This window comes from Sphingopyxis sp. GW821-FHT02C12, from assembly GCF_059421785.1.
Window position 1 is genome coordinate 1,916,601 of sequence record NZ_JBWKVQ010000001.1, and the last position, 13,754, is coordinate 1,930,354.

Annotated in this window: 14 protein-coding genes and 1 pseudogene; 4 read left to right on the top strand and 11 right to left on the bottom strand. The window is 67.3% G+C overall.

Annotated features, from left to right (window positions below; all coding sequences use genetic code 11):
- Positions 1-9 precede the first annotated feature (9 nt).
- From AC07U1_RS09165 to AC07U1_RS09175, 3 genes are read right to left on the bottom strand one after another with little or no spacing between them, the layout of a single operon-like run.
- Positions 10-408 carry a thiol-disulfide oxidoreductase DCC family protein gene (locus AC07U1_RS09165; protein ID WP_495176742.1) on the bottom strand — a complete coding sequence of 133 codons (399 nt, stop codon included), beginning with the start codon at positions 406-408 and terminating at the stop codon, positions 10-12.
- On the bottom strand, positions 401-1,072 hold the full coding sequence (locus AC07U1_RS09170; RefSeq protein ID WP_495176741.1) for a DUF4166 domain-containing protein: 672 nt from the start codon (positions 1,070-1,072) through the stop codon (positions 401-403). Before AC07U1_RS09170 ends, AC07U1_RS09165 begins: the two co-directional genes overlap by 8 nt.
- A gap of 10 nt (positions 1,073-1,082) precedes the next feature.
- Positions 1,083-1,658: a GbsR/MarR family transcriptional regulator gene (locus tag AC07U1_RS09175; protein WP_495176740.1), complete on the bottom strand. Its 576-nt coding sequence runs from the start codon at positions 1,656-1,658 to the stop codon at positions 1,083-1,085.
- A 100-nt stretch (positions 1,659-1,758) separates the two neighbouring features.
- Between AC07U1_RS09175 and AC07U1_RS09180 the strand changes: the two genes are divergently transcribed.
- The 3 genes and pseudogenes from AC07U1_RS09180 to AC07U1_RS09190 all read left to right on the top strand — a co-directional run bounded on the left by AC07U1_RS09180 (position 1,759) and on the right by AC07U1_RS09190 (position 4,204).
- Positions 1,759-2,475 carry a hypothetical protein gene (locus tag AC07U1_RS09180; RefSeq protein ID WP_495176739.1) on the top strand — a complete coding sequence of 239 codons (717 nt, stop codon included), beginning with the start codon at positions 1,759-1,761 and terminating at the stop codon, positions 2,473-2,475.
- A 244-nt stretch (positions 2,476-2,719) separates the two neighbouring features.
- Positions 2,720-3,064: pseudogene (locus AC07U1_RS09185) on the top strand (ATP-binding cassette domain-containing protein); the annotation flags it as partial.
- Positions 3,065-3,184: 120 nt separating this feature from the next.
- Positions 3,185-4,204 (top strand): ATP-binding cassette domain-containing protein, encoded by a 1,020-nt coding sequence (locus tag AC07U1_RS09190; RefSeq protein ID WP_495197732.1) that lies wholly within the window; start codon positions 3,185-3,187, stop codon positions 4,202-4,204.
- A 160-nt stretch (positions 4,205-4,364) separates the two neighbouring features.
- Here the strand turns inward: AC07U1_RS09190 and rplQ are convergent, their stop codons facing one another.
- The 7 genes from rplQ to AC07U1_RS09225 form a co-directional block, all read right to left on the bottom strand.
- The gene (rplQ, locus tag AC07U1_RS09195) at positions 4,365-4,787 is read right to left on the bottom strand and encodes a 50S ribosomal protein L17 (protein ID WP_187140570.1); all 423 of its coding nucleotides are present in this window, start codon (positions 4,785-4,787) and stop codon (positions 4,365-4,367) included.
- A 107-nt stretch (positions 4,788-4,894) separates the two neighbouring features.
- Positions 4,895-5,953, bottom strand: a complete 1,059-nt coding sequence (locus tag AC07U1_RS09200) for a DNA-directed RNA polymerase subunit alpha (RefSeq protein WP_056345952.1) — start codon at positions 5,951-5,953, stop codon at positions 4,895-4,897.
- Between the two features lie 106 nt (positions 5,954-6,059).
- A complete protein-coding gene (rpsK, locus tag AC07U1_RS09205; RefSeq protein ID WP_003040416.1) occupies positions 6,060-6,449 on the bottom strand; it encodes a 30S ribosomal protein S11 in 390 nt (129 codons plus the stop codon).
- 96 nt (positions 6,450-6,545) lie between these two features.
- Complete coding sequence (gene rpsM, locus AC07U1_RS09210; protein ID WP_056345954.1) at positions 6,546-6,914, bottom strand: 30S ribosomal protein S13; 369 nt, start codon at positions 6,912-6,914, stop codon at positions 6,546-6,548.
- Positions 6,915-7,113: 199 nt separating this feature from the next.
- Positions 7,114-7,905: a 3'(2'),5'-bisphosphate nucleotidase CysQ gene (locus AC07U1_RS09215; protein ID WP_495176737.1), complete on the bottom strand. Its 792-nt coding sequence runs from the start codon at positions 7,903-7,905 to the stop codon at positions 7,114-7,116.
- Positions 7,906-7,911: 6 nt separating this feature from the next.
- Positions 7,912-9,255: a TldD/PmbA family protein gene (locus tag AC07U1_RS09220; RefSeq protein ID WP_495176736.1), complete on the bottom strand. Its 1,344-nt coding sequence runs from the start codon at positions 9,253-9,255 to the stop codon at positions 7,912-7,914.
- Positions 9,256-9,313: 58 nt separating this feature from the next.
- On the bottom strand, positions 9,314-9,634 hold the full coding sequence (locus AC07U1_RS09225) for a hypothetical protein (RefSeq protein ID WP_235535609.1): 321 nt from the start codon (positions 9,632-9,634) through the stop codon (positions 9,314-9,316).
- 378 nt (positions 9,635-10,012) lie between these two features.
- Here AC07U1_RS09225 and AC07U1_RS09230 point away from each other — a divergent pair, with 378 nt between their 5' ends.
- Positions 10,013-11,956 (top strand): S9 family peptidase, encoded by a 1,944-nt coding sequence (locus tag AC07U1_RS09230; RefSeq protein WP_495176735.1) that lies wholly within the window; start codon positions 10,013-10,015, stop codon positions 11,954-11,956.
- 13 nt (positions 11,957-11,969) lie between these two features.
- On the opposite strand, the gene AC07U1_RS09235 is transcribed toward AC07U1_RS09230, so the two are convergent.
- Entirely contained in the window at positions 11,970-13,727 is a 1,758-nt protein-coding gene (locus AC07U1_RS09235; RefSeq protein ID WP_495176734.1) for a hypothetical protein, read from the bottom strand.
- Positions 13,728-13,754: the final 27 nt, after the last annotated feature.

A 13,754-nucleotide genomic window follows, 5' to 3' on the forward strand; every position in this document is an offset into this window, starting at 1 on the left:
GAACGTCTTTCACAGGATGCGGGCGCGATACTCGGGCGGGGCGACCCAGCAGGTTTCGCGCTTGCCGAACAGGCGGTAGCGATGGCGCGCGACCCAGCGATAGACGGGATCGCGGAGCGCTGCCGGGATCAGCCGGAAGAGACCCATCAGCCGCCAGGGCAGGCCGAGCGCTTCGTAGATCGACAGCACCGCGTCGCTGTCGCGGCGCACATGATCGCCCTCGACGATCAGCATGCTCACCGGGTCAGCGGGGTCGAGGCCGTGCGCGCGGGCGAGCGCGGCGCCTTTTTCCCCCTGGATCGACGCCAGCCGGAAATGCCCCGCCCTGTCATGGCGCAGCACGAACTGCGCATTGGCCGAGCAAAGGACGCATTCGGCGTCGAACAGGATGACCGGGCCATCAGCCATCGCGGAACAATCCGTGCTGGTTAACCAGTTCGCCGAGCAGCGCGTGCGTCACCTTGAGGTCGAAAGCAAAGCGCCCGCTGCCGAGATGCTGGTGCGTGACCATCGTCTCGCCGGGCGTGACCCAGCGGGGGAGGCGCAGCCGCAGGCGGCCGGCCTGCCAGAAATAATGGTCGGAGGCGAAGATCAACGCGTCGGCCTCGGCGCGCACGGTCAGCGCCATGCCGAAGCCGCGCCCGATATGCTCCTCCAGCCCCGTCGGCCCGGCGAAGCTCTTGGCGCTGTGGATCACCTGCGGGTGGCCCGCCTTTCGGCCGTAGAGGCGCGTCCAATATTGCCCGCCGCTGCGGCGGTCCTCGCTCACCGCGACCGCCGCCGGGGCGGGGCCGCTGGCGGCGAGGGGGAGCGGCGCGCCGATCAGGCGGCAGACCTGCGCAAGCCACCATCCCGCCCGGGAAAGACGGGTCCACACGATCTCGCCGCTATAGGCCGCGACGGCCTGTCCGGTGAGTCGCTTGGAAAAGCGGCGGCGGACGTCGCCCGGCAGCGCGTCCCAGTCGGCGCACGCGACGAGGCGGCGAAAGCGGTAGTCATACAGCGCCTCGTCGCCGCGCACGGAAGAGGCGGGGGCCGTTTCGACCGTTTCGCGCTGCGCTCCGCCCCACATCGTCCGTCTCCTACTTGGCCTCTTTGCCCTTGCCGGGCCGCCAATTGATCAGCTTGGTCACCCCGGCGCCCAGCTTGATCAGCCGCATCAGCGCCGGCTTCGGCACCGCCAGCATCTCGTCGTGCCACCGCGACATCGTCGTGACGAAATCGAGCATGTCGGAAAGCCGCGCCTTTGCGCCGTCGCTCAGGCCGGGGTCGTGTGCCGCGCGTGCGACGCACGCCTTCAGCGCCGCCTCGGCCGGATCGACCTCGCGCGCCTTGCGCCCGGCAGCGATGCGCGTCACCATTTCCCAGATGTCGGTTTCGGCGGCGAAATGATCGCGCCGGTCGCCGAGCACGGGTATGCGGCTGATCAGCCGCCAGCCGAGCAATTCCTTGATCGAATTGGAGACGTTCGAGCGCGCAAGGCCCAGCAGGTCGGCGATCTCCTCGGCGTGCAGCGGGCGGTCGCTGACGAAGAGCAGCGCGTGGATCTGCGCGACCGACCGGTTGACCCCCCATTGCCCGCCGAGATTGCCCCAATGGAGGATGAACTCGGTCGCCGCGGGGGACAGTTTCGACTCATGTTCGATAATTTCTGTCATGACAGAAATAATAGTCGAAACAGGAACGATGTCAATATTGCCGTGAGAGCGGGAACGCGGCTAGACGGGGCGCAGGGTCGCTCCGGAAGGTGGAGCTTTTATGCGGACAGGGATGGCGGCGGCTTTGCTGGCGACGGGAGCGATCGGCGCGGCGGCGCCGAACGCGATGGCGATGCAGGTGGAGAGCGCGGCGGGCGAGGCCGAGGTCGAGGCGATCGGGCAGATGGTCTCCGATGCCTTCGGCCTCGACTATAGCGCACAAAAGGACGCGATCCGCGACGCCTTCATCCAGATCGAGGCGCGCGCCAAGGCATCGGCGGTGCGCTTTGCCTCGGACCCCGAGGCGAGCCTGAAGCTGCGCGAATTGCAGGCGATCGGCGCCTTTTATGCCGCGCAGCACAATGATCCCGACTATGGCGATGTCGCGGGTCAGCAACAGGAAATCGCCTGGCTCGACGAAACCGTGCGACTGCTCGGCCCGGCGCTCGCGGTGCGCGGCGGCGATGGCGATCATTATGAATTTCGCGGCGCCGCCGGCCAGTTGTTCGACCATGGGCTGCGTTTCGACGATCCGCGGCTCGCCGAATGGTCGGCGATGCGGGTGCAGGCGAACCGCTACCGCGTGAAGGCGATCCCCGACGACTGGTTCGAAAAAATACTGCTCGCCGAGGCGCTCTACGACCATGGCTGGATGACCAGGGACCAGGCGCTGATCGACGAAGCCAATCGGATCGCCGCGAGCCTGCCCGCGGACGAATTGCGCGGTTCGCTGCGGCGCAAGCGCGATGAGGTCGCGGCGGGCGAGGCGCCCTATTGAAGGCCAGGCGATCGATCGCCCGGCGCGTGGGTTGCGGTGGCGGCCCGCGCGGCCTATCATGATTGCCTGATTTCGAAGGAAGAGTAAGCCGCCATGGATTTCCCGGCCAAGCCATCGCCCCAAAGCCTTGCCTTGCAGGATGAAGTCCATGCCCGCCACGATCACCCTCTCGAATCTTCACTACACCACCCCTGACGCCCAGCCGCTGTTCACCGGCCTCGACCTCGGCTTCGCCGCCGAGCGGACGGGGCTCGTCGGGCGCAACGGCGTCGGCAAGACGACGCTGCTGCGCCTGATTGCGGGCGAGATCGAGCCGCGAGCCGGCGGCGTGCGTGTCGCGGGCACGCTCGCGATGCTCCGCCAGACCGTCCAGCCGCAACCCGGCGCGCGGATCGCCGATCTGTTCAGGGTGACCGACGCGCTGGCGCTGCTCGCACGTGCCGAGGCGGGCACCGCGACGGCCGACGAACTCGCCGACGCCGACTGGACGCTCGAAAGCCGGATCGAAGTAGCGCTCGCCCGCGTCGGACTCGTCGCGACCCCTGATACGCCGCTCGCCGGCCTGTCGGGCGGCCAGCGCACCTGCGCCGCGCTTGCCGCGGCGGTCCTCGCCGAACCCGATTTCCTGCTGCTCGACGAACCGACCAACAATCTCGACCGCGACGGGCGGCAGGCGGTGATCGACCTGGTCGCCGATTGGCGCGGCGGGATGATCGTCGTCAGCCACGACCGCGAACTGCTCGAGGAAATGGACGCGACCGTCGAACTCACGTCGCTCGGTGCGGCGCGCTACGGCGGCAACTGGAGCGCCTATCGTGCGCGCAAGGCCGCAGAGCTCGCGCAGGCCGAGCAGGGCCTCGCCGACGCCGAGCGCCGATCGGCCGAGGTCGCGCGCGAGGTGCAGGCGGCGAGCGAGCGCAAGGCGCGCAAGGACAAGGGCGGGCGCAAGAAGGCCGCGAAGGGCGACATGCCGCGCATCCTGCTCGGCGCGATGAAGGACCGCGCCGAGGACAGCGGCGGCGCCGGGGCGCGGCTGGCGGCCCGCAAGCGCGACGAAGCCGGCGACGCGCTGGCCGCTGCGCGAAGCCGCGTCGAGGTGCTTCAGCCGTTCACCGTCGCCATCGCGCCCAGCGGCCTCGCGGCGAACCGCCTTGTCGTCGACGTCGCGGATGCCACTACGGGCTATGCGTCCGGCGAACCGGTGATCGAAACCCTGTCCTTCACCATGGTCGGCCCCGAACGCGTCGCGATCACCGGCCCCAATGGCTCGGGCAAGACGACGCTGCTCGCGCTGCTCACCGGCCAGTTACAGCCATGGGCGGGGCGGGTGCGGGTGATTGCCGAGCATGCGATGCTCGATCAGACGGTGTCGCTGCTCGACCCGGCACAATCGATCCGCGACAATTTCCGCCGCCTGCATCCGGAAACCGACGAAAACGCCTGCCGCGCCGCGCTCGCGCGGTTTCGCTTTCGTGCCGATGCGGCGCTACAGGTCGTCGGCACGCTGAGCGGCGGCCAGATGCTGCGCGCCGGGCTGGCCTGCACGCTCGGCGCGCCGCAGCCGCCGCAACTGCTGATCCTCGACGAGCCGACCAACCATCTCGACATCGACTCGCTGGAAGCGGTCGAGGCGGGGCTCGCTGCCTATGACGGCGCGCTGCTCGTGGTCAGCCACGACGCGCCATTCCTGGACGCGGTCGGGGTGACGCGGCGGATTGCGCTGGGATAGAGTTTCAAAGCCTCGTCATTGCGAGCGTAGCGAAGCAATCCAGAGCCTGCGTAAACCGCTCTGGATTGCTTCGCTACGCTCGCAATGACGAGGGAGGCATGAAAAAGGGCGGCCATCCTTTCGGACGCCGCCCTTGATTTCGTTTTGCCGGAAGCGCGGCTTATGCGGCTTCCGCCTCGTCGTCATACTGATCGACGGGCCCCGAATCCTGGCCCTTGGCATCGACGTCGCGGTCGACGAATTCGATGATCGCCATCGACGCCGCGTCCGAGGCGCGGATACCGGCCTTGATGACGCGGGTGTAGCCGCCGGCGCGGTCGGCGTAGCGGGTCGCGATGACGTCGAACAGCTTCTTGAGCTGCGTTTCGTCGAGCAGGCGGCTCTGCGCGAGACGGCGATTGGCCAGGCCGCCGCGCTTGGCGAGCGTGACCAGCTTTTCGATATAGGGACGCAGTTCCTTCGCCTTGGCGACGGTCGTCATGATCTGCTCATGCTTGATCAGCGAGGCCGACATGTTGCGGAACATCGCGGTGCGGTGCGCGCTGGTGCGCTGCAGTTTGCGGCCGCCGGTTTTATGAATCATGATGTTGTCCTTCGTTCGTTAAAGGCCCGTGTGAGGTAGCCCAGACCAGGTCGATTGCGGGCCGACCCTTTCCCGTTGTTGGCCCCGGCCGAAGCCGGGGCGCAAGATCAGCCGAGAAGTTCCTGTTCGAGCTTCTTGGCCATTTCCTCGATATTCTCGGGCGGCCAGCCGGGGATGTCCATGCCGAGGCGCAGGCCCATCGACGACAGCACTTCCTTGATTTCGTTCAAGGACTTGCGGCCGAAGTTCGGGGTGCGGAGCATTTCGGCTTCGGTCTTCTGAACGAGATCACCGATATAGATGATGTTGTCGTTCTTCAGGCAGTTGGCCGAACGGACCGACAGTTCGAGCTCGTCGACCTTCTTGAGCAGGAAGCGGTTGAGCTGGTTGACGTCCGACTCGTCGGCGGTGGTCGGCGACGCCGCCATGCCGATCATGCCGCTGTCGTTCATCGCTTCTTCGAAGTGGACGAAGACCTGCAGCTGGTCCTGGAGGATGCGCGCGGCGTAAGCGACGGCGTCTTCCGGGGTCACCGTGCCGTCGGTATCGACGGTCAGCGACAGCTTGTCATAGTCCAGTTCCTGACCGATGCGGGCATTGTCGACCTTATAGGCGACCTGGCGCACGGGCGAGAAGAGCGAGTCGACCGGGATCAGGCCGATCGGCGCGTCGACCGGACGGTTGGCGGTCGCCGGGACATAACCCTTGCCGGTGTCGGCGACGAGTTCCATGTTCAGCGTCGCACCCTCGTCGAGGTGGCAGATGACATGGTTCGGGTTCATCACCTTGATGTCGCCCGACACCATGATGTCGCCGGCCTTGACGGTCGCGGGACCGGTGGCCGAAAGCTGCAGCCGCTTCGGGCCTTCGCCTTCCATCTTCAGCGCGATCTGCTTCACGTTGAGGACGATGTCGGTGACATCTTCGCGCACGCCGGCCAGGCTCGAGAATTCGTGGAGGACGTTCTCGATCTTGATCGACGTGATGGCCGCACCCTGGAGCGACGAGAGCAGCACGCGGCGCAGCGCGTTGCCGAGCGTCAGACCGAAGCCGCGCTCAAGCGGCTCGGCGACGAAGGTCGCCTTGCGCTTGCCGTCGCTGCCGGCCTTGATTTCCAGGTTGCTGGGCTTCTTCAATTCCTGCCAGTTCCGGATATTGACAGTCATGGTCTTCCCTTTGCTTTTGGCGGGACAGGGCGGGGGCGGAAACCGACCGGTCCGGCGTTAGGAGATAGCGGATGCCGCCCCGGACGGGGCGGATCCGAAGCAGGTATCAGACGCGACGGCGCTTGGCCGGGCGGACACCATTGTGCGGGATCGGGGTCACATCGCGGATCGAGGTGATGTGGAAACCGACCGCCTGCAGCGCGCGCAGCGCCGATTCGCGACCGGCGCCCGGACCCTTGACTTCGACTTCCAGCGTGCGGACGCCATGTTCGGCGGCCTTCTTGCCGGCGTCTTCGGCGCAGACCTGCGCCGCATAAGGGGTCGACTTGCGGCTTCCCTTGAAGCCCATCATGCCGGCGCTCGACCAGGCAATCGCATTGCCCTGTGCGTCGGTGATGGTGATCATCGTGTTGTTGAAGGTCGCGTTGACGTGGGCGACGCCCGACGAGATGTTTTTGCGTTCGCGCCGACGAAGGCGCTGCGGTTCACGAGCCATGATGAAATCCTAATCCTAAATCCTGAAGCTGGCCGCAGGTCGTGGCGACCTCCGGCGGAAAGTAAGGAAGCGCGCCCGCAAGGACGCGCTCGAACCTTACTTCTTCTTGCCGGCGATCGGCTTCGCCTTGCCCTTGCGGGTGCGCGCGTTGGTGTGCGTGCGCTGGCCGCGGACCGGCAGGCCCTTGCGATGACGCAGGCCGCGGTAGCAGGCGAGGTCCATCAGGCGCTTGATGTTCATCGCCGTGTTGCGGCGAAGGTCACCCTCGACCGTGTGGTCGGCGTCCAGCGTTTCGCGGATCTGCAGGATCTCGGCGTCGCTGAGGTCCTGAACGCGACGCGTGTGGTCGATGCCCAGCTTGGTGGCGATGTCGACGGCGGTCTTGCGACCGATGCCGTGGATGTAGGTGAGCGCGATGATCACGCGCTTGTTGGTGGGCAAATTGACGCCCGCGATACGTGCCATGGGGTACTTTCTCCTGCTCCACAGGGCCGTAGGCAACCGGCCCCATCTCAAAGCGTCTGATTCCCAACGCAAAAAACGGACCACGAATGCGCGAGCGCGCTTCGCCGTCCGGTCAGGCTGTCGGAATGGAGGCGCAGTTAAGGTGAGTCGCCCGAATTGTCAAGCGAACTGCGGCAAAATGCACCACCGCGGCGGGTGGTCAGGCGGAGGTTGTAAGCGCCACCGCCCGGTCGTGCAAGCGGTCGACGACGGCCCGGTGGATTCCGGGGGCACAGGCGATGACCCCGAAGGCCTGCGCGCGCGGGGTGTTGAACCGCAAAGGGGCGCCGAACGCGTCGGTCACCGCGGCCCCCGCCTCGGTCGCGATCAGCGCCGCGGCGGCGACGTCCCATTCGAAACCCCAGCGCAGCGTCGCGACCAGATCGGCGCGGTCGTCGGCGACGAGCGCCATGCGCAGCGCGATGCTGTTGGGCTTGGTGACGATCACCAGATCGCTGTCGACGCGCGGCAGCGCGTCGGCGGGGACGCGCGATCCCGCAAACTCGCAGCGCTGGCTCGCGTGCAAGGTCTCGCCGTTGAGCAACGCGCCCTGGCCGCGCTGCGCGACCCACAGCTCGTCGAGCGCGGGAGCATAGAGTACGCCGAATTCGGGGGCGCCGTCGACGACGAGCGCGACCGACACCGCCCAGCCCGGGCGGCCGCGGATGAAGTCGCGGGTGCCGTCGATCGGATCGACGCACCACATCGCGCGGCACGACAGGCGGTCGGTGTTGTCGGCGGTCTCCTCCGACAGCCAGCCTGCCTCGGGCACCATCGCGCCGAGCACCGCCTTTAGCCGCGCGTCGACCGCGAGGTCGACGTCGCTGACCGGATTGTTCGGTGACTTGTACTGGACATCGACGGCCTTGCCCTCGCCGCGCCAGCGCGCCATCGCCATGTCGCCGACCTCGCGGGTCGCCGCGATCACGGCTTCCAGGTTGCGGTGCGGCACGGCGGTCTAGCTCGACGCGACGGTCATGCCGTCGATGCGCAGCGTCGGGACATTGGTGCCGTGGCGGAACTCCAGGTCGTCGGCGGGGATCAGCGCGGCGAACATGGCGATCAGATTGCCCGCGACGGTGAATTCGGCGATCGGCTCGGCAAGCTGGCCACCCCGGATCGCGAAACCCGATGCGCCGCGGCTATAGTCGCCGGTGACCGGGTTGACGCCCTGGCCGATCAGCTCGGTGACATAGACGCCCTCGATCACATCGGCCATCAGCGCCGCCGGCGACACGGTGCCCGCCGCGAGATGGACGTTGCTGACGCTGACTCCCGACGCGCCGCCGCCGCGGCTCGCATGGCCGGTGGGGGCGAGTCCGAGCTGCTTCGCCGACGCATTGTCGAGCAGCCAGCCGGTCAGGCGCCCGTCCGAAATCAGATCGCGCGCGCTCGTCGGCAGGCCCTCGCCGTCGAAGGCGCGGCTGCGCAGCCCGCGCGGCCGGTGCGGCTCGTCGCGAATGACGATGGCGCTGTCGAACAATTGCGCCTCTTCCTTGCCGAGCAGGAAGCTGGTGCCGCGCGCGATCGACGGGCCGCCGATCGCGCCGAGCAGATGGCTGACCATGCTGCTGCCGACGCGCGGGTCGAACAGGACCGGGACCTTGCCGACCGGCGCCTTGCCGGGGTTCAGCCGCGCGACCGCACGGGTGCCGGCGCGGGCGCCGATCGCGTCGCTGGTTTCGAGGTCGGCCAGATAGTGGGCGCTGTGCCAGCCATAGTCGCGCTGCATGCTCGCGCCTTCGCCGGCGATCACGCTCGCCGACAGGCTGTGCCCGCTCGCGCCATAGCCGCCGGCAAAGCCGTGGCTGGTCGCGAGCGCGAGGCGGGTGCGGCTGTGGCTCGCGCTGCCGCCTTCGCTGTTGGTGACGCCGGCGACCGCGCGCGCGGCCTCCTCGACGCTTCGCGCCGCTTCGCGCAGCGCCTGCGGGTCGGCCTCGCTGGCGTCGTCTAGGTCGAGGTCGGGGATGGCGCCCTTGAACAGCAGGTCCTCGGGGGCGAGGCCGGCATATTGGTCTTCGGGGGCCTCGCGCGCCATCGCGACGCAGCGGTCGACCAGCTTCGCCAGTTCGCCCGCGTCCATGTCGGCGGTCGACACGCTCGCGCTGCGCTGTCCGACGAAGACGCGCAGGCTGATGTCCTGCCCTTCGGACCGCTCGACATCCTCGAGCGCGCCGAGGCGCATCGAGACCGAGGTCGCGGCGTTGCAATAATAGAGCGCGTCGGCGGCGTCGGCGCCGGCCTTGGAGGCGGCGTCGCACAGCATCTGCGCGCGGTCGAGGGCTTCGGCTACGGTCAGCATGGCCGCGCCTTAGGGCGCGCGCGCGAAGCCGTCAAAATCTTATCGGTGAACGGCCACCTCAGCCGCCGATGACCGCCAGGCCGGTCGTCGCCGCCATCGCGCCGCTAACCCACAGGAAGGGCAAGGCGAGCGCGGCGACCCACAGGCGCAGCAGGTCGCGGCGGAAGCGGGCGTGCAGGCCCCAGCTCGCCAGCGCCTGGCGGCTGAGATGATACCAGCGCCGTTCGGTGATGCGCGCGACGGGCACCGCGATCGCGAGCAGCAGGATCAGCGCGACGACGGTCAGGCCCGAAGGGGCCCCCGCGGCGATCGCGCTCGACACGAGCCAGATCTGCAACGCGGCGAAGACGAGGAGGGCGAAGGCGGCATGAAAGGTCATCCGGCGGCCCAGGCTTCGGGCCGGAGGCACGGCACGAGGCGAGCGCCTCCACAGGCGCGGTCCGAATGTTGATGCCATTTTTTTCAGCCCCCTTAGGCCGGCGATTCCCAGAAACCCGACGATTTCAACCAATAATGACCGAGTCAAGACAGTCTGGCCCCGATTCGTTAATTTCATCCTCGATTCGGCCCAATTTGCGAACGATTCTGCGTCGAACGGCGAATTCGCCGCCAATCTGGCAACGAAAGCGGCTCAAATGGGGGTGGAGGCGGCTTGCGCGGCGCGACTCGCCGTCGGTCGAAGCCTTGCATCCATCGCCGCCCCTGATAGCGTCCATGGTCTGTCCATCCGGACCATAGACGAACAGGGGATTCATCGATGCGTTACCTCGCCTTCCTGGCTGCCCTCAGCTTGCCTCTCGCACCCGCGCTCGCGCAGGAAGCGACGACGCCCGCTGCACCCGTCGCGCCCAAGCCCGCGGCGCTCATCGCCGATGGCATGCCCGACGTGCCCGCCGAACTCGCGTCGGCAACGCGCCCCTATATGGAAAATCGCGGCGCCAGCTTCGTCGGCTGGAATCCGGTCGACAAATCGATGCTGATCGCGACGCGTTTCGGCAACACCAGCCAGATCCATCGCGTCGCCGCCCCGATGGGCGACCGCAAGCAGCTGACGTTCGAGGAGGAGCCGGTCGGCAATGCGGCCTGGTCGCCCAAAACCGGCGACCTGATGCTGGTGCAAAAGGATATCGGCGGTAACGAATTCTACCAGATCTATGCGATGAAGAACGGCCGGCTCGAATTGCTCACCGACGGCAAGAGCCGCAACGGCATCAACGCGTGGAGCAACGACGGCACGCTCGTCGCTTACACCTCGACGCTGCGCAACGGCCGCGACAGCGACATCTACCTCATGGATCCGCGCGATCCGAAATCGGCGCGCATGGTCGCCCAGGTCGATGGCGGCGGCTGGGCGCTGCTCGACTTTGCGCCCGACAAGAGCTGGGCGCTCGTCGGCAAATACAGCTCGGTGCAGAAGTCGGACTTCTTCCGCCTCGACCTCAAGAGCGGAGCGATGACCCCGATCGGCGATCACAGCAAGACGGTGTCGCACAATGGCGGCACCTTTGCCCCCGACGGCACGATCTGGATCACCAGCGACGAGGGCGCCGAGTTCGAACGGCTCGGCACGCTCGACCCCATGACGGGCAAGTTCACCCCGAAGGGGCCGGCGGAGAAATGGGAGGTCAGCGGCTTCGACATTGCCGAGGACGGCAGCTTCATCGCCTATACGGTGAACGAGGCGGGCATGTCGAAACTGCGCCTGCTCGACCCGAAAAGCGGCGCGGTGCGCACCGTCGACAGTCTGCCCGCCGGCATCATCGGCGGGGTCGAGATCGCGCCGTGGGGCGAGATCGGGATCAGCTTTACCTCGGCGCGCAGCGCGGCGGACGCGTTTAGCGTCGATCCAAAGACGCTGAAGGTCACCCGCTGGACCGAAAGCGAGACCGGCGGCCTCGACGTCACAAAGAATATCGAACCCGAACTGGTCAAGGTGAAGAGCTTCGACGGGCTCGAGGTGTCGGGGTTCCTCTATCGTCCCGATCCCGCGAAATTCCCCGGCAAGCGCCCGCTGATCATGAGCGTCCATGGCGGACCCGAAGGCCAGTCGCGCCCGGGCTTCATGGGACGGTCGAACTATCTGCTCAACGAAATGGGCATCGCGCTCTTCTATCCCAACGTCCGCGGCTCGACCGGTTACGGCAAGACCTTCGTCAGCCTCGACAACGGCCCGTTCAAGCGCGAGGACAGCGTCAAGGACATGGGCGCCTTCCTCGATGCGCTGGCAAAGGACAGGACGCTCGACGCGTCGCGCTTCGGGCTGACCGGGGGCAGCTATGGCGGCTATATGTGCTACGCCGCCGCGACCCATTATGCCGACAAGCTGCGCGCGAACCTGTGCGTCGTCGCGATCTCGAACTTCGTCACCTTCCTCGAAAACACCCAGGATTATCGCCGCGACCTGCGCCGCGTCGAATATGGTGACGAACGCGTGCCCGAACAGCGGGCGAAGCTGATCGAAATCTCGCCGCTCACCCGCGTCGCCGATATCAAGAAGCCGCTGTTCATCGTCACCGGCGCCAACGACCCGCGCGTGCCGGCGTCGGAGGCCGACCAGATCGTCGCGGCGGTGCGCAAGAATGGCGGCACCGCTTGGCACCTTGTCGGCACCAACGAGGGCCATGGCTTCGCGAAGAAGGAAAACGCCGACTATAATTTTTGGGCGTCACTCGTCTTCTGGAAACAGTATCTGCTGAACTGACGCCGATGCGGGCTCACCAGGCGATGGTGAGCCCGCCGGTCTTGTAGCGATCCGACAATTGGTCGATCGCCTTTTGGGCCGGGATCAGGCGCCATTCCATGCCGGCAAGGTCCGCGGGAAGGGCGCCGGCGTTGACGAAGCGCACCCGCATCTGGGCCTCGTAGCCCGAATTCTGCTGATAGCTGCCGACATACATGCCCGACACGTTGGTCGTGCGCGAGATCGACAGGCGGCTGAGCAGGATCATGCTGTCATACCCCTCGCGGCGCGCGGTCTGCGCCGCGCCGAGCATCGCCAGTTCTTCCACGGCGGCGATCGGCGCCAGATTGTGGGTATAGCGGATGGTCCAGATGTCGCTTTTGCCCTCCTGATTGCGCGACAATCCCGAGTCGCTGAGGAAATAGCCGTCGCCGGCGGGCTTGAGCGTCGGAACGATCTTGGATGTTTCGGGCCGGGGCAGCAGCGCCATCAGCTCGGCCGCCGGAAAGTCGAGAGCCTTGACGCGCTCGGCGTCGAAATTGCTCCGCAGCCTTGCCCGAACCGCGTCGAGCTCGGCCTTTTCGGCCGCATTTTCGGTGGGAAGATTCGCCAATATATCGGCAACGATCGGCAGTTTATCCAACCCCTTGGCAATGAATTCGGCGTGGGTTTCGTCGCTGGGACGCGTGGCGATCTTCGGCCGCAGGTCGATCGCGGCCTCCCAGAGCCCGATTTCGCTTTTGGCCCGGCGTGCATAGGGCAGCCGGCGGGCGTGATCTTCGACATCCTGCTTTTTCGGCGGCTTGCCGTCGGCGCGCGGCGGTGGCGGCGCCATCGCTTCGTCGAGGTCGGCCTTCGCCTCCGCGAGCGCAGTCTTGGCCCAGGCGGTATTGCCGGCGGCGGCCTCCGCATAGGCGCGCGCGCCCTGCACCGTCGCGCGCTGTTCGATTTCTTCGAGTTCGTTCTGCTCGCCGCCCCGCAGCGTCCAGCCACCCCGCTGTTTGGGCAGGTCGAAACTGATCGTCGGCGCGATCGCGCGCGCCGCCTCCAGGTCGCCGTCGAGGAACAGCATCCAGAAAAGCGCGCGCCCGCTTTCGGGCGACAGCGGAACGGCATCCTTCATCTCCGCGGCCTGTGCCGCGAAACTTTTGTCGAGGTGCATGTGCAGCCGCGTCGCGAGCTGGCGGATCGACTGCGACCAGGGGCGGCCCGCGCGCATCTCCGCGATGGCGGCCAGTGCCTCGTCGCGCCGGCCGAGCGCGATCAGCGCATAGGCCCGGACGCCGCGGTTGCCGACACCGATGCTCTGCAGGAAATAGCCGTCCTTGTGCGCGGCGCCGAGCGCATCGCTGGCGCCGGTCAGCGCGATGGCGCGCTCGGCTTGGCCCGCCCAGACGGCATGGACCGCTTGCGCCTGCAACAGGTTGGCGCGGCGCAGCCAGAAGGCGTCGATCAGGCGCGCGTCGTGCAGCGCGCGCTCGCAGGCGGCGAGGCCTCGCTCTCCAAAGGTGTAAATGTCCTTGCGGCGAATGTCGGCGGATCGCGAGGCCGCGCCGAACATGAAGGTCTCGCGCGCGATTCCGTCCGATTTTCCGCGCGGGGCGTTATAGCCGTCGCAAGCCGAAAAATCCTGCTCGCTCGCGGCCGCGACGCTCGCCGCCGGCGTGACGGGTGGTGCGGGCGGGGCCTCACCCCGCGCCGAAGCCGTCGTTTCGTCCGCCGCCTGTGCGGCAATCGCCGGCGCGGCCAAGCCTATCGCGGCCGGCAGCAGCGCCATCATTCCGATCTTCATATATCGCCCCTGTTCCCCTGTCGGAGA